The organism is Niallia endozanthoxylica (genome assembly GCF_008710145.1).
In the GTDB taxonomy this organism is placed as follows: domain Bacteria; phylum Bacillota; class Bacilli; order Bacillales; family Cytobacillaceae; genus Bacillus_BD; species Bacillus_BD endozanthoxylica.
The window spans coordinates 26,761-45,141 of the sequence record NZ_VYKL01000009.1; the positions used below are offsets into that span (position 1 = coordinate 26,761).

The following is an 18,381-nucleotide window of genomic DNA, read 5'->3' on the forward strand; positions in this document are numbered from 1 at the left end:
TTTCACCTATGGAGAGTAAGTTTCAAAAAAATGAAACGTAAAGAACCGTCCCATGTTTCCCTTTCTAGATGTTAATAGCCATAACTATTTTTCATAAAAGATGCTCCAACAATAATCAATAAGATAAATAAAACAACGATTAATGCAAAATTGTTATCTTTTTTCTCGTAAGACATAAAGCATTCACCTTCTTTCTTTAAAGGGGTTAATACAATTTATGTTTTAACTATTCATTTTGAGTGGACATGCATTTGAATAAATAATAAATGATGAAAACGTCGTAGTTCGATAAAGTTGTGAAGAGACTCACTTAAGCCGAACGGGTGCTTGAGAACAAGATGATTGCCCCTGCGGCGGCCTTTTTTTCTTGTTCAACCAGCAGTTTAGCTCAGTAATACTATTTACTATCAATTCGGCAAAAACAAATATAATATTAAGAATAGTAAATATATTATTTTTAATTTTAGAGGAGTGATTTGTTTGAAGGCACAAGTTATCCGTTCTTTTGGAGAGGCATCTGTTTTTCAATTAGAAGAGATTCCTGTTCCTGAAGTGAAACCCATGCATGTTTTAATTCAGGTAAAGGCTACAAGTTTAAATCCCCTTGATACAAAAATACGCAGTGGAGTTTTTGCTAAGTTTGCTCCTGAATTTCCAGCTGTTTTACATGGCGATGTAGCTGGTATTATCACAGAAATCGGAGAAGGGGTTACTGATTTTAAAGTTGGTGATGAGGTATACGGTTTTGCAGGTGGTGTTAAAGGTACAAGTGGTGCTTTAGCAGAATACATGGCAGCAGATGCTAGATTACTTGCCCATAAGCCGAAAAACCTATCATTTGCAGAAGCAGCAGCCCTTCCAGTTGTCGCAATCACTGCTTGGGAAGCTCTAGTTAAACGTGCCAATATTGGAGCTGGAGACGAGATTCTAATTCATGGTGGTGCAGGCGGAGTAGGGCATGTTGCTATTCAGTTGGCAAAATGGGTCGGTGCAAAGGTATATACAACCGTCTCTTCACCAGAAAAAGCTCAAATTGCGGAAGAGTTTGGAGCCGATGTTGTCATCAATTATAAAGAAATGTCCGTACAAGACTATGTGAATATGTATACGGATGGTAAAGGGTTTAAATATATTTTCGATACCATCGACCGTAAAAACCTTGAGAATTCGATTGAGGCAGCTTCTTTATATGGAACAATTGTGGCGATTGCTGTAAGTCAAGACTATAACCTTAGTCCATTTCTTGTAAAATCATTGAATTTCCATGTTGTATTCACAGAGATTCCTATTCTTCATGAAGAATACCGTCATATAAACGGTGAGGTATTAAAGAACATTACACCTGTTATTGAGGAAGGAAAACTTCGACCATTACTTGCTCAAAGACAATTTACCTTTGACGAAATAGCCCAAGCACATGAATATTATGAGGCTAATAAAGCAGTTGGTAAAATTGTTTTAGTAAACAACTGGTGAAATTAGAAGTTACATTAAGAATATGTAACAGAGGCGGTCTTTCCTTAGAATTTTAATTATTGTGTAGTTAGAAGAGATTGTGAATGTTTCTACTTAAACGGGGTGCTTTTGTTCAAGAAGCACAATTAAAAAACAGCCTATATAGAAGGTCTATTTATGACTTGTATATTAGGCTGTTTATTTTTATTCAAAGAAATACACTCCTACTGAGTTAAGCACTAAAAATGAGTGGTGAAAGTATGAAAATGAGGTAATTTAGAGGTAGGGGAAGTATTTATTCTAATTTGAATGTATGAAAATGTAATTTACCAGGATGGGCGTGGATTCACACAATCTAGGTGACGTGAAAAGATTTGTTAAATCTTTTCAGCGCCATGCTTCATAAACTGTTCAATTATCAACTCAATGTACATGATTACTTTCCTAATCAACATCCTAAAAGAAGGAACAGTTACACTCTATCTGTTAGGAATACCCTCCTTGATAAAATAAATACGTAAACAACCAATTGCTGTCATGTGCAGCAAAACAAGGAGGAGTTTGGGATGGAAATATCGAATAAAAAAAGCTGGAGAAATTATGTATTTCCTTTCTTTGCATTATTATTTGCACTCGGAAGCTTTGTCGCTTTACAAAGTGTTGATGAAGGGTTAATGCCATGGTTTCATGATCGTTATTTAGAAGAAGATTGGTTTCAGTCTTCTATGCTTTGGCATTACGGGGCACACGGGGTATTAGTTGGGATTTTATTCGGAGGAAGTTTAGTTTCTTTACTCTGGAAAGCTGAAGCAAAGCCTCTTGCCCTTCAATTCTATACAGTTGGGCATATTATTTTTATTTTTGTTGGGATTATTACGTATGATCAAATGTTAACAATGCCATTTGTTCTTATTATGTTTACTACAGTAAATCTTCTATTAATTCTGACGTATATTCGTCCAAAACAATTGTTAAAGATTCATAAAGCAGAAACAGTAAATAAACCATTGCTAATAATCACGATTGCTGCAACACTGGTCCTTCTTCCTCAAATTTGGCACGGTTTATCACAACAATGGAATCAAGTTGGCGGAGAATTTCGTTGGGGTGAAATGGCAGTCATGTATACGGTATTACTAATCGCGGGATATGGGGCTGCACTTGGAAAAGAAGGAGCGAAGGTGTTAAGTACATTGGCAGCCATCGCCTATCTTTATCTAGCCATCCTTTCCTTCTCCGTCCCTGATTTTCCTGGAAGCTGGGGCTATGTTGGTGGTGTATTATCTCTATTAATGAGCGGCAGCTTCGTCTACTTCGGCTTAATAAAAAAAGTAGAAAATTCGATTGAAAATAAAGTATCCGTTTCTTAAATAAGATATGAATGGGAGGGGTTTCGCAATGACTATTCTAAAAAATACTCATTTGGAGGGGAATAGACTTGAGCATATAACCCCTCGTTTCCTCATTTATAAATATAGTATTTTATCAATCTGCTTTATTGCCGCTTGTGTGTTTTTACTCAGCATCTCTCCTCTCTTTCATACAATCCAAACAAACTGTATTGAAGAGCGTTGTAATGAGGTAGGTGCTGTTCCCCCTGGACTTGCACAATTAGAAGCAATTGGCTGGAGCCAAACAACCTATGCAGCCTTTTACACGGGAATGTATAGTTTGTTTGTCCTGGTATTCTTTGGGGCAGCATTTCTTATATTGTTCAAAAAGCCGAATAATCGAATGAGCTTGTTTGCCATCCTAACACTATGTACCTTTGGCGTTTCTTTCCCGGCAACGACTAGTGTACTGGAAGGAAAGCATGTAGTATTGGATTTTTTCATTAACATGACCTATGTTGCAAGTGTCATTGGCATTGTTATGTTCTTTTTTCTTTTTCCTAACGGGAAATTTGTTTCGAACTGGTCAGGTTGGATTGCGGCATTTTTAGTGATTAGTAGGTGCATAGAATTTATCATCCCATCCTTAGGTTGGTCACTGAATGACAACATTTGGACGATTGGGTTATGGCTTGTGGTTTGGCTGACTACACAGCTTATCTCTCAAATTTATCGGTTTCGTAAAATTTCCAGCTGGGTAGAACGCCAGCAGACCAAATGGGTGGTATATGGATTTGGGGGCGTAGCCATTGGATTCCTATCAATTGGTGTTATCCCTATTTTGATTGACGAACGCTATATTACCGAAGGTGGACCGATAAAATTTGCATTAATGAATCTAGGAATCCATGCTGTATTTATGATTCTGCCGATTACCATCACGATTGCTATTTTACGAAATCGATTATGGGATATTGATCTCATTTTAAAACGGACATTTATATATGGTGCTTTATCCTTATTTATTGTCGTGCTATACATTTTAGTCGTTTGGTACTTAGGATTATTTTTCCGGCAACAAGGAAGTCTTTTATTTTCTCTCATTGCGACTGCAATTGTTGCTGTCTCCTTTGGACCAATTAAAGAAAAGTTACAAAAGGCAGTAAACAGATATTTATTTGGGGAAATAGAAAACCCGTATAAGGCACTTGAACAATTAGTAAAGCATTATGAACAAACAATGGAGGCAAATGAGGCCCTGAAAATGGTTGCTCAAACGATAAAAGATTCGATGAGGCTGCCTTTTGTATCCATTACGGTTCATCATCAAAACGGTGAATGTTTTACAATCGAAACAGGAGTGGAGAAAGGCGAGAAGTTGACATATCCTGTTATCCATAAGGAGGAAGAGTTAGCAGTATTAGTGATTTCCCCTAGGTATCCGCAAGAAACTTTCTCTAAAGCTGATCAAAATCTCCTGCAGCTCTTAATCCGTCAAGCGGGGGTTATTATAAAAAGCTTGAAACATGATTTAGAAATAAGAATGCTGAATGAGAGTTTACAAGAATCACGAGAGCGACTCGTCATTGCCAGAGAGGAAGAACGACGAAGATTGCGACGAAACCTCCATGATGATTTAGCCCCTAGACTTGCGGCACTTGCACTGAATGCAGGTACTGCTGAAGACTTGGTTAAAGAAAATCCTGAAAAAGCTGTGGCAATGCTTTCAGATGTTAGAAATGTCATTCGTAAATCCGTGTCAGATATACGTCGACTTGTTCATGATCTCAGACCTCCTGCATTAGATGAGCTTGGGATTGTAGGGGCCATTAAGGAACGAATCAATGACATGAAACCAAAGAATATCGCCCATGAGCAAAGAATAGAGATTGAGTTTTTTCCTGCTGAGCTTCCCGTCTTGCCCGCAGCTGTCGAGGTCGCTGCCTTTCGAATTGTAACAGAGGCACTCGTTAATGTTGTGAAACATTCCCAAGGGACGAAGTGTCAAATCAGCCTATATGTGAATGAACAGAAAGAAACACTTGAACTTGAAATTATTGATAATGGCATAGGAATACCAGTTTCGTCCGTCGCATTAAAAAATGGAATTGGCTTACATTCCATGAAAGAGCGAGCATATGAACTAGGTGGAGAATGGAAAATGGAGCGACTGGAGAAGGGGACACGGATATGTGCCTCATTACCCATTACACATTATTAATGATAGGTTGTGAGAGAATGAAAAATTTGCGGATTTTAATTGTTGACGATCATCCAATGTTTTGTCACGGTGTTAAAACATTGCTTGAAAGCAAACAAGGATTTGAAGTCGTAGGTGAAGCAACAAATGGTAAAGAAGCCGTAGAACTTGCTAAAACGCTTCAGCCTGATGTGGTACTAATGGACATCAGAATGCCAGGATTAAATGGCATTGAAGCCACTCGTCAGATTACAAGCCTTCAATTAAATATAAAAGTTTTAATCGTTACCATGTTTGAAGACGATGCATCCGTCTTTACAGCTATGAGAGTTGGAGCGAGGGGTTATATATTAAAAGATGCCGATCGGGATGAGATATTAAGAGCCATTCGAGCAATAGGTGAAGGTGAAGCTATTTTCAGCCCTGAAATCGCCTCAAGACTTATTGAGTATTTTTCAACCGCTAATCCTGCAACAAGGGAAGAAGCTTTTCCTGATTTGTCTGCCAGAGAGCGTGAAGTATTGTATATGATTGCTGATGGTGCGAATAATGCTAAGATTGCTGAGAGCTTAAACTTGAGTAAAAAGACGGTGGCTAACTATATAACGATTATTATGAATAAGCTGCAGGTTCAGGATCGGGATGAAGCGATTCGGTTGGCTCGAGAGGCTAGGAGGTTGTGAAACAAAGGGGCGGTTCTCACGTTTCATCCATGGAGACTGTCTGCGACCCAAAGAAACGACCCATATTTCAATTTACTAGGTTATTTTTACAAAAAGTGAACATAATTAGGAAAGTAAAATAATTAAAACGGTTGGGGGGTGTTATGGTGTCCGAAGTTGAAAATATTGATGTAAAAAAAATATTTGAGGATCAAGTTCATGAACGTCATCATTTCAAGGTAACTATTAAAGGTGATGAATATGCTGGTATTTATCATAATGGAGAGGTTCAATGGTTTAATCCTCAACCGAGAAATACAATTGAAGATGAACATATTGATAACGTTGAATCATCCATACATGAATACTTGAGCAATAACATTGAAGATTAGATGATGAATTTATTGTTTAAGGATACAAAAAAGTTTGGTTTTATCTATAACTGCATTTAATAATAAAAAACGGAGAGAAATGATCAATAGTCGTTTCTCTCCTTTTCAATATTGAGGTAACTGCCTTTCTTTAATCAGGGCTACAAGTTAGGCATCATTTTTCTTGCACCTAGGAACAGCCAGGTACAAAGTACAAATGGCATGGTTAAGACAGGGAGTCCATAGGGTAAAAGAAAAGAGCTAACTCCTGCTGCTATGGGTACGGTTAAACAAGCGGCAATCATACCTGATAGGAGTGCATAACGATGATGTTCATGATTAAAAACCGCAGATACCGCAATAATGGTTAAAATCGCGTTATAACCATAAAGACCCAACACGATTAAAGAATGTTCCCCTCCTAAAGAATAAGCAATGATGATGGCCGCTACATTCCCGATGACTGCATAAAATCCCAGCTTTATCGAAGCGAAAAAGACAGCAATAAAAATGATGATGCCTGAGATGGAGTTATCTAGAAAAAATACTTGTCCAATTCCATTGAATATTCCATCTAATAAATTGATATCTCCTGCGATATTTAATTCCCAATGTGTCAAATTTTGAGGCACTAATGTAGAACTCAACTGAATCCCTTTCAATTTGTAAGAAGACAACAGAATAAACCATGTCAAGATTATGTAGGGAAATGTAAGAATGGGTATTTCTGTTTTTTTCATCAAATGATTCATAGTTACAGTAAAGACGGCAGCAATGGCTGACCCAGCCAATGCAATCATCCACATATAAGAACCACTTAAAAATAATACCAGTGCCATTCCTGTTAACACGGAATTATATCCAAGTAAACCTTGATTGATACTTTGTTCATCCGCACCTCCAAATTTCGCGACTAACGTACCGATGAAGGCGGATAGAAGAGTCATGAGCCCTAAATAGTAGGATTCAATGGTGATGGCTATAAGAATAAGAAGTCCTGTGATTGCATTTTCAATCAAAATGACTTGAGAGATTCCTTTAAGTGATGCTGTTAGTAAAGTGACGAATTCTCCATTCTTTAATGATGATAGTAAAGAGAAAAACTCTCCATCCTTTAATGATGCTCGTTGATCTGTTGCCATAATTAGCTCCTTTTCATCAGTACTATAAATAACTTGATTTATGTATCATTCAAGGGGAATCTAGTACGTCTAGTTTGTTTAATTAAATATCAAACTATTTACATAACATACATTCCCCATGTGGAGCTGCATTTATGATAAAAAAATGATGGGGTTGCCGCTTACTATTGATTAGAAAAATTTGTATTTGGTCATGCTTTATATGGTGAGATGATTCATTAAATGTATACAGAAATTTAGGAGGTTTTTCCATGCAATTATTACCACGTGAGATTGATAAGCTCATGATTGTGGTTGCCGCGGACCTTGCAAAACGACGAAAAGAAAGAGGCTTAAAATTAAACTACCCAGAAGCGGTTGCCATTATAACTTATGAAGTATTAGAAGGTGCACGAGATGGGAAAACAGTTGCAGAATTGATGGAATACGGTACAACCATTTTGTCGCGAGAAGATGTGATGGAGGGGATTCCAGAAATGCTTGATGATATTCAAGTAGAAGCAACCTTTCCTGATGGAACAAAATTAGTCACTGTACATAGTCCAATTAAATAAAAATCGATAGGAGTTAGGTAAATGGAACCGGGACAACTAATTTTAAAAGAGGAAGACATCATTTGTAATGCAGGAAGAACGGCCAATCAACTAACTGTAACTAATACAGGTGATCGTCCAGTTCAGGTAGGTTCACATTTTCATTTTTATGAAGTGAATGAAGCCCTTCAGTTCAATCGAGAGGAAGCATTCGGAAAACGTCTGGACATTCCAGCGGGGGCTGCTGTTCGTTTCGAACCTGGCGATGAAAAAGAAATTGAACTGATCCCTTTCGCTGGGGAACGTCGTGTGTTTGGTTTTAATAATAAAGTGGATGGGCCATTAGAAAAGGGGGGTAAATAATGAGTTTCAGGATGTCAAGAAGGCAATACGCTCAAATGTATGGTCCAACTACAGGGGATTCGATTCGTTTAGCAGATACAGACATCATCATTCAAGTAGAGAAGGACTATACATCATATGGTGATGAGGTTGTATTTGGCGGCGGAAAGGTGATTCGCGATGGAATGGGTCAGCATCCTTTAGTTACGAGAGGCGAAGGAATGGCAGATGTCGTCATTACAAATGCTGTTATCTTGGACTACACGGGTATTTATAAAGCAGACATTGGAATTCGTGACGGGAAAATTGCCGGAATTGGAAAGGCTGGAAACCCGTTAGTCATGGATAAAGTGGATATTGTCATTGGAGCAGGCACTGAAATTATTGCAGGTGAAGGGAAGATTGTGACTGCCGGAGGAATTGACACCCATGTTCACTTTATTAATCCGGAACAGGTTAGAACAGCATTAGCTTCAGGACTTACCACCTTAATTGGAGGAGGAACAGGTCCTGCTGCAGGTTCAAAAGCAACAACCGTAACTCCAGGTGAATGGCATATTCATCGAATGCTTGAAGCTGCCGAAGGATTACCTATTAACGTTGGATTTACAGGAAAAGGACAAGCTGCTTCTAAAGAACCTCTTGCAGAACAAGTTCGTGCTGGTGCAATTGGATTGAAAGTTCATGAAGACTGGGGAGCCACCCCTTCAGCCCTTGACCATGCATTAAGTGTGGCGGAAGAGTACGATATACAGGTTGCCCTTCATGCAGATACCTTAAATGAATCCGGGTTTGTGGAAAATACAATGGCAGCACTTAAAGACCGTGTTATTCACATGTATCATACGGAAGGTGCAGGCGGCGGTCATGCTCCAGATTTAATCAAATCCGCAGGTTTTATGAATGTTCTGCCATCCTCTACTAATCCGACTTTACCTTATACGATTAATACAATCGATGAGCATTTAGATATGCTAATGGTGTGTCACCACTTAAATCCGTCTATTCCTGAAGACCTGGCTTTTGCTGATTCACGGATTAGACGTGAAACCATTGCTGCTGAGGATATTCTTCAAGATATGGGTGTATTCAGTATGGTAAGCTCGGATGCTCAAGCCATGGGCCGGATTGGCGAAGTTATTATACGTACATGGCAAACCGCAGACAAAATGAAAAAACAAAGAGGTATGATGCAGGGAGATCAGGAACTAGCTGATAATAACCGAGCCAAGCGTTATGTTGCCAAATATACGATTAACCCTGCTATCACTCATGGTATTTCTGAATACGTTGGATCGATTGAGGTAGGGAAAATGGCGGATCTAGTCGTTTGGCATCCAGCCTTTTTCGGTGTAAAACCTGAAATGGTGATTAAAAGTGGCTTTGTTGTAGAAGGTTTAATGGGAGATGCGAATGCATCGATTCCAACACCGCAGCCTGTTATTTCTCGTCCAATGTATGGACAGTTTGGAAAAGCTCTATCCAGTACAAATATTACCTTTATTTCCCAAGCTGCTTTTGATAATAACGTACATGAAAAGCTTGGCCTGCAAAAATTGATTCTTCCGGTTCGCGGCATTCGGAAATTAACGAAAAAAGATATGAAACTGAATTCTGAAACTCCTGAAATAACGGTTGATCCGCAAACCTATGAGGTAAAAGTCAACGGAGAATTAATTACTTGTGACCCTGTTGACAGGGTACCAATGGGGCAGCGATATTTCTTATTCTGAGGTGAGGAAATGATAGTTGAACAAATCATAACAAATATGGAAGAAATGGAAAAGGAGGAAATTATCAAACGTCATATTGAAAAAGTGTATCTTGAAAGCGATCATTTAGTGAAACGTATACAACGAGTGACAACCGATCATGGAAAAGAAATTGGTATCCGTTTAAAAGAACCACGCGACCTGACGGCTGGTGATGTTCTCTATATGGATGATAAAAATTTAATCGTGGTGGATGTTTTATCAGATGATTTATTGGTAATCCAGCCGCGCAGTTTGAAGGAGATGGGAACCATCGCTCATCAATTAGGGAATCGCCACCTGCCAGCCCAATTTGAAGACGATGTGATGCTTGTTCAGTATGACTATCTTGTCGAAGAATTACTTCAAGACTTACAAATTCCTTTCAAACGTGAAGAAAGAAAGGTCAAACAGGCATTTCGCCATATTGGACATAGTCATGAATAAAAATATTTTATCCTTATTCCAACTATGCGATTCCAATTTCCCCACAGGGGCTTTTAGTCATTCGTACGGCCTTGAGAGCTATATTCAAGAAGATAAAGTTCATGATCAAGCAACCTTTTTACAATGGCTTCATGCGTATGTAAATGAGCAGCTCATCTATTCAGATGGGCTTGCTTCTCGCCTTGTATATGAAGCATTAGAAAAAGAAGATTTACAAAGAGTGTGGAAAGTAGACCGCATGCTAACGGTTCAAAATTTACCGCGTGAAACGAGAGAAGGAACTCAAAGAATGGGTGAACGGATGCTAAACCTCGTAGAATCTCTTTATGATATACCAATTCTTTCGGCTTATCGGGAGCGAATCAATAAAAAGCAATCATTTGGTCATCCAGCAATTGTTTTTACGATGGTAGGCCATCATCTAGAAGTTCCAAAGTCAACGACCATTTTGTATTATTTATATTCTACCGTTTCTAGTCTTGTTCAAAATGCGGTTCGTGCTATTCCTTTAGGGCAAACCGCGGGGCAGAAGACCATCCAGGAATTCCATGATGCTTTAATTCAAGCAACAGAAAAAATCCAGAGTTTAGAGGAAGAGGATTTTGGGATTGTTTCTCCTGGCTTGGAATTATCTCAAATGAGACATGAACGTGTGAATATCCGAATTTTTATGTCATGAAAAAGGAAGTGTTAATAATGGAACCAATTAAAATTGGTGTAGGAGGACCTGTTGGGGCAGGTAAAACGATGTTAGTTGAAAAATTAACCCGTCACTTGCAGGATGAAATAAGTATGGCGGTTGTGACAAATGATATTTATACAAAAGAAGATGCGAAATTCTTAATGACAAACGGGGTGCTTCCTGCTGATCGCATTATTGGCGTCGAAACAGGCGGATGTCCACATACGGCCATACGGGAAGATGCCTCGATGAATTTTGCAGCTATTGATGAATTAAAAGCAAAGCACCCAGATGTTGAGCTTATTTTTGTGGAAAGTGGCGGCGATAACCTGGCAGCTACATTCAGTCCTGAACTTGTGGACTTTTCAATTTATATTATCGACGTTGCCCAAGGGGAAAAAATCCCCCGTAAAGGCGGACAAGGAATGATTAAATCGGATCTGTTTATCATCAATAAAACCGATTTAGCTCCTTTCGTTGGGGCAAGTTTAGATGTGATGGAATCAGACACAAAGGTTTTCCGCGGGGACAAACCGTTTGTTTTTACAAATTTAAAAGATCATACAGGTCTTGATGAAGTGATTGACTGGATTAAGAAAGATGCACTCTTAAAAGGTTTGGCGTAAGATGACGGATTGGACAGGAGTTTTGCGTTTAGGTGCAGAAGAAAGAAATGGAAAGACCGTGCCAAAGAATGTGTATTTCCAAGGGGCATTTAAAGTGATGCGTCCCATCTATCATGATGAATCGGGTCAAGCCTGCTATTATCTTTTAAACCCGGGCGGAGGATATTTGGACGGCGATCGCTATCAAATGAAAGTCGGATTAGAAAAACAAGCGAAGCTCACCTTAACCACTCAATCGGCAACCAAAATCTATAAGACACCTAGGACATATGCCTATCAAGAGGTAGAATTTAATTTGAAGGATGGCAGTTATCTAGAATATATTCCTGATCCACTTATCGGTTATCGAGATGCCCGGTATAAGCAAAAAACAACGATACATATGGAAAAAGGATGCACCCTTCTCTACTCAGATATTATCACCTCTGGATGGTCACCTAATGGAGAAAAATTCAGCTACGATATGCTTCAACTTTTAAATGAAATTTATATGGAAAAGGAGCTGGTGGTATATGATCATATAAAGTTAAATCCAGCTCATCAAGGGATGGATGGTCTAGGTTTAATGGAAGGCTATTCTCATTTGGGTTCAATGGTTGTTATAAATGAGAAAATAAATCATGAGTTTCTTGATCGTTTATACCAGGCTATTTCCTCCTATTCAAAGGCATGTAAAATAGGTTTATCTTTACTGCCAATCCCAGGGTTTACCGTCCGTGTATTTGCCAATACCACACAAAATATTGAGAGAATATTTTCGGACTTCCATCATATGATTAGTCAAGAATGCTTTAACAAAAAACCGAGTTTTTTAAGAAAATATTAGAGTGAAAACCCAGCGATTATTTTAATTGCTGGGTTTTCACAAGAAGCGGGGGAGAAAACATGATGGAGGTTACTTTTTTCTCAATTTTAGCTCTGGGTTTTATTTTAGGAATTAAGCATGCGATAGAACCAGACCATGTGATTGCTGTATCAACGATCGCAAGTAAAAGCAAAAAGTTATGGCACTCATCTTTGGCGGGAGTATTTTGGGGAATCGGTCACACGTTAACATTATTTATAGTCGGTATTATTGTCATTCTTATGAAAGGCGAAATACCAGAGAAGTGGGCGATGTCGTTAGAATTTTTAGTTGGAATAATGCTTGTTTATCTTGGTGTTAAAACAATTATTTCCTTCAAAAATATCCATGTACATCAGCATCAGCATGAGGGAGATGTTCATAAACATGTCCATTCTCATGAAAATAGTGGTGAACATGATCATAAACACCAGCACAAGAATGCATCCTATTTAAATTCAATGTTGATTGGCTTAGTGCATGGTCTTGCAGGAAGCGGTGCAATGATTCTATTAACCATGAGTACAGTTAAAAGTGTAGGAGAAGCAGCCATTTATATCTTCATTTTTGGGGCAGGAACGGTTATTGGTATGCTTTTCTTTACAACCATTATTGGGATTCCATTTGTGTTAAGCAAAAAGCGCAGCAATATAAGCGGAATATTAGGAATGACAACCGGAGCAATTAGTACTATCTTCGGTCTATATTATATGTATAACTTAGGTATTAACGAAGGGTTATTTAGCCTTTTCGTTTAAGCCTTAAATACATAGAGACGTGAGTAGGATATGGGGATGGGTTGGCACAGGTTCCTATCACAAAACTCAATAATACATCTGAACTCTTGTTATTGAAAAAGTAAGCGGCTCAGTCCAATACAGAGCCGCTTACTTTTGTCTATTCAAGTTTCTTTTTTACTTGAAACAAGGGGTATTCTCACGTTTCATCAATGGAGAATAAGCTATTATGAAACGTCAGAACCTCCCTCGTATATCTTTATCAGATAAAATTTAAAATTAAAAAAGTGTCACAAAATATTCACAAATTCTATGAAAATATGATATTATTTTATAATGTAATTAGGAATTAGAAATTCATTGATAGAATGTAACAAAGGGTTGCATCTTTATCCTGGTTTTCTAGTTCTATAGTGGCGGGATGGATTTCTGGTATTTCACAATGCTTAGATATTAACCCACCATAAAACGGTTTATGCGAATCCTTTTGCATAGAAACCGCTTTATGGTGGGTTTTTTGCTTTTTATAGACAGAAATGAATGACCGTTGCATGAACCAGATAGACATTATGTTTTATAAAGAGGTGCTGTTTATTTGGGTAAAAAGGAAAAAAAGAGTGAATAAAGGGAGATGAAATATGGCATTTAATAGTCCAAATCATATTGTCCAGCAAGTGGTAGAGGCTGGTGCAAAAAAAGCAGTCATGCCAGTTCGTAACACATTGGTATTGGGGTTTTTAGGTGGAGCATTTATCGCATTAGGGTTTCTATTAGATATTCGTGTAATCGGAAATCTGCCAGAGGAGTGGGGTTCTTTCAGCTCGCTTCTTGGAGGGGCTGTTTTTCCAATCGGACTGATGCTTATTATCATTGCTGGGGGAGAACTGCTAACAGGGAATATGTTAGCATTGCCGATGGCGATATTGGCCAAGCGTGCCACTTTAGGTCAGCTAGGGAGAAATTGGTCACTTATTCTAATAAGTAATTTTGCAGGAGCCATATTTGTCGCCTATTTCTTTGGTCATGTGGTTGGTTTAACAGAAACAGGGCCCTTTTTAACGAAAACCATCGCGATTGCTCAGGCAAAAATCGATGATACATTTATTAAAGCTTTCGTTTCGGCTATCGGATGTAATTGGCTCGTATGTTTAGCTGTTTGGATGGCGTACGGTGCAGAAGATATTGGCGGGAAAATACTAGCGATTTGGTTCCCCATCATGGGGTTCGTTGCTATCGGATTCCAGCACGTTGTGGCCAATATGTTTGTGATCCCTGCGTCCATTTTCGCAGGAGGCCTGGGTTGGGCCGATTACTTTTCTAACTTCGTTCCAGTGTTTATGGGCAATGCGATTGGCGGAGGCGTATTCGTAGGTTTGATGTACTGGATGGTTTTTAAAGAATCCATCCGAAACATTGAATCTCAAGTAGATAAAAGAATGAAGAAGGCAGTGTAATTCATTTTTAATGAAGAATGTTTCATGTAGTGAAGCTGGTCGTGATAATACTCTGTTATCATGATTGGTTTATTCATTTCGCATAAAATAAAAGTACTATATTAATAGTGTTAATGATGATAAATAGTGAAGGAACATGGAGGTCGAGTAATAGGGATTGCTTTGATCTCTTGCTCCTTACACATGAGATGGCGGGTATGATCGCTAGTATATAACATGCTTAGATATTCTCCCCACACAAAACGGCTGTACTGATTAAGGAATAACAGCTATTTTATGGGTTTTTTTGATAAATAGGAGGGAATGAGATTGTCGGAAAAAGTGAATGTTTTAATCAATGGAATCGCTCATGAGGTAGAGCAGGGAACACGTATTTTAGATTACCTTCTCTCACAGGAGATTCAGCATCCGCATATTTGTTATTCAGAAGTCCTAGGTCCGGTTCAAAGTTGTGATACCTGTATGTGTGAGGTAAATGGCAGTATTATGAGGGCCTGTTCAACTGTGATAGAGGATGGAATGACTATTCTCACTGCCTCTGAGGTAGCGAAGAAGGCGCAAGACGAAGCGATGGACCGAATTTTAGAAAATCATTTATTATATTGTACGGTCTGTGATAATAACAACGGTAATTGCCGGGTCCATAATACAGCTGAAATGATGGGAGTGGAACATCAATCACGCCCGCATCGCTCTAAGGGTTATGAAGTGGATATGTCCCATCCGTTTTATCGCTACGACCCCGACCAATGCATTTTGTGCGGCCGCTGCGTTGAAACCTGTCAAGACTTACAGGTAAATGAAACATTAACTATTAACTGGGAAAGTAATCAGCCACGTGTGTTATGGGATGGCGGAAAAAGTATTAACGAATCTTCGTGTGTTTCGTGTGGACAATGTGTCACCGTTTGTCCTTGTAATGCATTAATGGAAAAATCTATGCTCGGCAATGCAGGCTTTATGACATCGATTAACGATGACTTACTTACACCGATGATTGATCTTGTAAAAGCGGTAGAACCTGATTACAAAACCATCTTTGCGGTTTCTGAAGTAGAGGCAGCCATGCGTGATACTCGTACAAAAAAGACAAAAACGGTTTGTACTTTCTGCGGTGTGGGCTGCTCCTTTGAGGTTTGGACAAAAGATCATGAAATCTTAAAAATTGAACCATCTGAAAACGCACCGGTAAACAGTGTTTCTACATGTGTAAAAGGAAAATTCGGCTGGGATTTCGTCAATTCACCAGAGCGAATTACTTCACCATTAATTCGTAAAGGTGATATGTTTGTGGAAGCAAGCTGGGAAGAGGCATTAGATCTTGTTGCAGAAAAATTAGGCGGTATTAAAGATACGTACGGAAGCGATGCACTAGGATTTATTTCCTCTTCTAAAGTGACGAATGAAGAAAACTACTTAGTTCAAAAGCTGTCCCGTCAAGTATTTGGCACAAACAACGTGGACAACTGCTCCCGTTATTGCCAATCTCCAGCTTCTTGGGGCTTACAGCAAACAGGCGGAATCGGGGGCGACTCTGGATCCATTAAAGACATTGCTGGCGCTGGACTTGTGATCCTTGTTGGATGTGCTCCGGCAGAAGGCCACCCTGTACTGGCTACACGCATTAAGCGTGCGCACAAGCTGCATGGCCAAAAATTAATTACAGTGGACGTGCGCAGACATGAAATGGCAGACCGTGCGGATTTGTTTGTCCGTCCAAAGCAAGGTACGGATTATGTATGGCTATCTGCTGTTACGAAGTACATGATTGATCAAGGATGGCACGATGAAACGTTCATTCAACAACATGTGAATCAATATGATGAATTCATCAAAATGATTTCTCCATATACGTTGGAAGAAGCGGAGAAGCTTACTGGTATTTCAAAAGAAAACTTAATCCAAATGGCTGAAATGATTCGTGATGCCGATGGCACGGCCATTTGCTGGGGGATGGGTGTTACCCAAAATGTTGCCGGTTCTTATACATCTGTTGCCATTGCCAACCTTCTTCTTGCAACAGGAAATATGATGCGAAAGAATGCAGGTGCGTTCCCGCTTCGTGGTCATAACAACGTACAAGGTGCAGCAGATATGGGGACGATGCCAAATATCTTCCCAGGATATCAGTCAGTAGCGAATGACGACATTCGTGCAAAGTTTGAGAACGTCTATGGTGTGACGCTTCCTGCTAAGCCGGGCATCGATAATATTGAAATGCTTGAAGCCATTGAAAAAGGTCAAATGAAAGCTATGTATATTGTCGGTGAGGATATGGCATGGGTGGATGCTGATTCCAATCATACACAAGACATGCTTTCTAAACTTGATTTTCTTGTGGTTCAAGAAATCTTCTTAACAACAACGGCTCAATTTGCAGATGTCATTTTACCGGGCGCACCTTCGCTTGAAAAAGAAGGGACATTCACCAATACGGAACGCCGTGTGCAGCGTTTATACCAGGCATTAGAGCTAACTGGTGACAGCAAGCCTGACTGGTGGATTCTTCAAGCGGTAGCCAATCGCATGGGCTTTAACTGGGGCTATGAGCATCCAAGTGAAATCTTTGCAGAAATGGCAAGTTTAACGCCATTCTTTGCACATTGTAATTACGATGTACTTGAGGGCTGGAACAGCTTTACTTGGGGTTCACCTGACGGAACAGATACTCCAGTACTATACCTTAACGGTTTTAACTTCCCTGATAAGAAGGCTCGTTTTGGCTTGTTTGACTATGTGCCGCCAGTGGAATTTCCGAAAGAGTTTGATTTGTCGCTAGATAATGGCCGTTTGCTTGAGCACTTCCATGAAGGAAACTTGACACATAAATCAGAAGGGCTTCAATACAAGTTTCCAAAGGTATTTGTTGAAGTGTCGCCTGAACTTGCGAAAGAACGCGGTGTAAAGGATGGGACACTTGTCCGACTCGTCTCTCCATATGGTGCCATTCGGGTTCCTGTACTAGTGACAGACCGTATGGAAGGCAAAACCGTCTATGTACCGATGCACTCAGCAAGCCACGACAGCGCAGTGAACCTACTGACAGGGGGCGCAGTGGATGTCGTGACACACACACCTGCCTATAAGCAAACGAAAGTTCGAATGGAAGTGCTTGAAGTAGAGGGAGAAAATCCACTTCCGAAATTCAACCCACGGAATGCGATACGTACACCGCAAATGGGTCTTGAAATTTACCGAAAATGGGAACGCGGCGACTATGTTCCTATCGCAAGTGTTAATGAACATATAACACCTGGTTTGTATGATAGGAGGAATGCGTAATGGCTAAACCGATTCAAATGATAAAAAAAGTCGAGCTTAGTGAAGAGGAAAAAAAGAAGCAATCCTTGGAGAGTCTTCTCTTTGAGGTGGCAGAAAATAAAGATTCCCTGCTAGATACCCTCTACCTATTGCAGGAACTTCACAACAGCGGCATTTTAGAGGCCATCAACAGTCTTGTCAAAACAAAAGAGGAAGTGGCAAAAATTGCCGTTGGACAAATGACACGTGAGCCAGTGACGAACATCATTAATAATGCGATGGCTGCTGGCGGAGTATTAACGGAGCTAGATCCTGAGATGACAAAGAAGTTAATGGGAAGTGTGAAAAAAGGATTGGAAAAAGCAGAACAAGGGCTTCAATCGAATTCAAAAGTTGGAATACTAGACTTAATGAAGGCCTTGAAGGATCCGGATTTGAATCGTGTCATTGGATTCGGTTTAAATCTCCTAAAGGGTGTTGGTGAAGGTTTAAAGGAATAAAAGGTCAGGAAATCCATTTGTTTTTGACCGAACGAATGGATTT

The 18,381-nt window shown here is 39.4% G+C and carries 18 protein-coding genes; 16 read left to right on the forward strand and 2 right to left on the reverse strand.

Translation table 11 applies throughout. The features are described 5' to 3' along the window. Positions 1-71: 71 nt before the first annotated feature. Positions 72-176 carry a YjcZ family sporulation protein gene (locus F4V44_RS03340; protein ID WP_150438576.1) on the reverse strand — a complete coding sequence of 35 codons (105 nt, stop codon included), beginning with the start codon at positions 174-176 and terminating at the stop codon, positions 72-74. Positions 177-480: 304 nt separating this feature from the next. Here F4V44_RS03340 and F4V44_RS03345 point away from each other — a divergent pair, with 304 nt between their 5' ends. From F4V44_RS03345 to F4V44_RS03365, 5 genes are all read left to right on the forward strand, one after another. After that, entirely contained in the window at positions 481-1,476 is a 996-nt protein-coding gene (locus F4V44_RS03345; protein WP_150438577.1) for a zinc-dependent alcohol dehydrogenase family protein, read from the forward strand. A gap of 545 nt (positions 1,477-2,021) precedes the next feature. Next, positions 2,022-2,825 carry a hypothetical protein gene (locus tag F4V44_RS03350; protein ID WP_150438578.1) on the forward strand — a complete coding sequence of 268 codons (804 nt, stop codon included), beginning with the start codon at positions 2,022-2,024 and terminating at the stop codon, positions 2,823-2,825. Positions 2,826-2,853: 28 nt separating this feature from the next. Then, on the forward strand, positions 2,854-5,007 hold the full coding sequence (locus F4V44_RS03355) for a sensor histidine kinase (RefSeq protein WP_191090544.1): 2,154 nt from the start codon (positions 2,854-2,856) through the stop codon (positions 5,005-5,007). 17 nt (positions 5,008-5,024) lie between these two features. Continuing rightward, complete coding sequence (locus F4V44_RS03360; RefSeq protein ID WP_150438580.1) at positions 5,025-5,669, forward strand: response regulator transcription factor; 645 nt, start codon at positions 5,025-5,027, stop codon at positions 5,667-5,669. A 143-nt stretch (positions 5,670-5,812) separates the two neighbouring features. Further along, positions 5,813-6,040, forward strand: a complete 228-nt coding sequence (locus F4V44_RS03365; RefSeq protein ID WP_150438581.1) for a DUF5342 family protein — start codon at positions 5,813-5,815, stop codon at positions 6,038-6,040. A gap of 140 nt (positions 6,041-6,180) precedes the next feature. Here F4V44_RS03365 and F4V44_RS03370 read toward each other — a convergent pair whose 3' ends face one another. Then, positions 6,181-7,161: an urea transporter gene (locus F4V44_RS03370; RefSeq protein ID WP_150438582.1), complete on the reverse strand. Its 981-nt coding sequence runs from the start codon at positions 7,159-7,161 to the stop codon at positions 6,181-6,183. Positions 7,162-7,412: 251 nt separating this feature from the next. Between F4V44_RS03370 and F4V44_RS03375 the strand changes: the two genes are divergently transcribed. The 11 genes from F4V44_RS03375 to F4V44_RS03425 all read left to right on the forward strand — a co-directional run bounded on the left by F4V44_RS03375 (position 7,413) and on the right by F4V44_RS03425 (position 18,338). Next, complete coding sequence (locus F4V44_RS03375) at positions 7,413-7,715, forward strand: urease subunit gamma (protein WP_150438583.1); 303 nt, start codon at positions 7,413-7,415, stop codon at positions 7,713-7,715. A 21-nt stretch (positions 7,716-7,736) separates the two neighbouring features. After that, positions 7,737-8,057 (forward strand): urease subunit beta, encoded by a 321-nt coding sequence (locus tag F4V44_RS03380; protein WP_150438584.1) that lies wholly within the window; start codon positions 7,737-7,739, stop codon positions 8,055-8,057. Next, a complete protein-coding gene (gene ureC / locus F4V44_RS03385; RefSeq protein ID WP_150438585.1) occupies positions 8,057-9,769 on the forward strand; it encodes an urease subunit alpha in 1,713 nt (570 codons plus the stop codon). Before F4V44_RS03380 ends, ureC begins: the two co-directional genes overlap by 1 nt. A gap of 9 nt (positions 9,770-9,778) precedes the next feature. Continuing rightward, complete coding sequence (ureE, locus tag F4V44_RS03390) at positions 9,779-10,234, forward strand: urease accessory protein UreE (RefSeq protein WP_150438586.1); 456 nt, start codon at positions 9,779-9,781, stop codon at positions 10,232-10,234. Then, a complete protein-coding gene (locus F4V44_RS03395) occupies positions 10,227-10,913 on the forward strand; it encodes an urease accessory protein UreF (RefSeq protein WP_150438587.1) in 687 nt (228 codons plus the stop codon). The genes ureE and F4V44_RS03395 overlap by 8 nt, the downstream gene beginning before the upstream one ends. A 17-nt stretch (positions 10,914-10,930) precedes the next feature. Beyond that, positions 10,931-11,542 carry an urease accessory protein UreG gene (ureG, locus tag F4V44_RS03400; protein ID WP_150438588.1) on the forward strand — a complete coding sequence of 204 codons (612 nt, stop codon included), beginning with the start codon at positions 10,931-10,933 and terminating at the stop codon, positions 11,540-11,542. A gap of 1 nt (position 11,543) precedes the next feature. Further along, entirely contained in the window at positions 11,544-12,368 is an 825-nt protein-coding gene (locus F4V44_RS03405; protein ID WP_150438589.1) for an urease accessory protein UreD, read from the forward strand. Between the two features lie 62 nt (positions 12,369-12,430). Next, positions 12,431-13,144: a HoxN/HupN/NixA family nickel/cobalt transporter gene (locus F4V44_RS03410; protein ID WP_150438609.1), complete on the forward strand. Its 714-nt coding sequence runs from the start codon at positions 12,431-12,433 to the stop codon at positions 13,142-13,144. A 617-nt stretch (positions 13,145-13,761) separates the two neighbouring features. Next, positions 13,762-14,577 carry a formate/nitrite transporter family protein gene (locus F4V44_RS03415; RefSeq protein ID WP_150438590.1) on the forward strand — a complete coding sequence of 272 codons (816 nt, stop codon included), beginning with the start codon at positions 13,762-13,764 and terminating at the stop codon, positions 14,575-14,577. Positions 14,578-14,880: 303 nt separating this feature from the next. Continuing rightward, positions 14,881-17,859 carry a formate dehydrogenase subunit alpha gene (fdhF, locus tag F4V44_RS03420; RefSeq protein WP_150438591.1) on the forward strand — a complete coding sequence of 993 codons (2,979 nt, stop codon included), beginning with the start codon at positions 14,881-14,883 and terminating at the stop codon, positions 17,857-17,859. After that, a complete protein-coding gene (locus tag F4V44_RS03425) occupies positions 17,859-18,338 on the forward strand; it encodes a DUF1641 domain-containing protein (RefSeq protein ID WP_150438592.1) in 480 nt (159 codons plus the stop codon). The genes fdhF and F4V44_RS03425 overlap by 1 nt, the downstream gene beginning before the upstream one ends. Positions 18,339-18,381 lie beyond the last annotated feature (43 nt).

Coding starts and splice junctions, on each gene's coding strand:
- F4V44_RS03380 (WP_150438584.1), top strand. CDS start 7,737: ATGGAACCGGGACAACTAATTTTAAAAGAGGAAGACATCATTTGTAAT.
- F4V44_RS03365 (WP_150438581.1), top strand. CDS start 5,813: ATGGTGTCCGAAGTTGAAAATATTGATGTAAAAAAAATATTTGAGGAT.
- F4V44_RS03405 (WP_150438589.1), top strand. CDS start 11,544: ATGACGGATTGGACAGGAGTTTTGCGTTTAGGTGCAGAAGAAAGAAAT.
- F4V44_RS03375 (WP_150438583.1), top strand. CDS start 7,413: ATGCAATTATTACCACGTGAGATTGATAAGCTCATGATTGTGGTTGCC.
- F4V44_RS03395 (WP_150438587.1), top strand. CDS start 10,227: ATGAATAAAAATATTTTATCCTTATTCCAACTATGCGATTCCAATTTC.
- ureE (WP_150438586.1), top strand. CDS start 9,779: ATGATAGTTGAACAAATCATAACAAATATGGAAGAAATGGAAAAGGAG.
- fdhF (WP_150438591.1), top strand. CDS start 14,881: ATGAGATTGTCGGAAAAAGTGAATGTTTTAATCAATGGAATCGCTCAT.
- F4V44_RS03355 (WP_191090544.1), top strand. CDS start 2,854: ATGACTATTCTAAAAAATACTCATTTGGAGGGGAATAGACTTGAGCAT.
- F4V44_RS03360 (WP_150438580.1), top strand. CDS start 5,025: ATGAAAAATTTGCGGATTTTAATTGTTGACGATCATCCAATGTTTTGT.
- F4V44_RS03425 (WP_150438592.1), top strand. CDS start 17,859: ATGGCTAAACCGATTCAAATGATAAAAAAAGTCGAGCTTAGTGAAGAG.
- ureG (WP_150438588.1), top strand. CDS start 10,931: ATGGAACCAATTAAAATTGGTGTAGGAGGACCTGTTGGGGCAGGTAAA.
- ureC (WP_150438585.1), top strand. CDS start 8,057: ATGAGTTTCAGGATGTCAAGAAGGCAATACGCTCAAATGTATGGTCCA.
- F4V44_RS03370 (WP_150438582.1), bottom strand. CDS start 7,161: ATGGCAACAGATCAACGAGCATCATTAAAGGATGGAGAGTTTTTCTCT.
- F4V44_RS03410 (WP_150438609.1), top strand. CDS start 12,431: ATGGAGGTTACTTTTTTCTCAATTTTAGCTCTGGGTTTTATTTTAGGA.
- F4V44_RS03415 (WP_150438590.1), top strand. CDS start 13,762: ATGGCATTTAATAGTCCAAATCATATTGTCCAGCAAGTGGTAGAGGCT.
- F4V44_RS03340 (WP_150438576.1), bottom strand. CDS start 176: ATGTCTTACGAGAAAAAAGATAACAATTTTGCATTAATCGTTGTTTTA.
- F4V44_RS03350 (WP_150438578.1), top strand. CDS start 2,022: ATGGAAATATCGAATAAAAAAAGCTGGAGAAATTATGTATTTCCTTTC.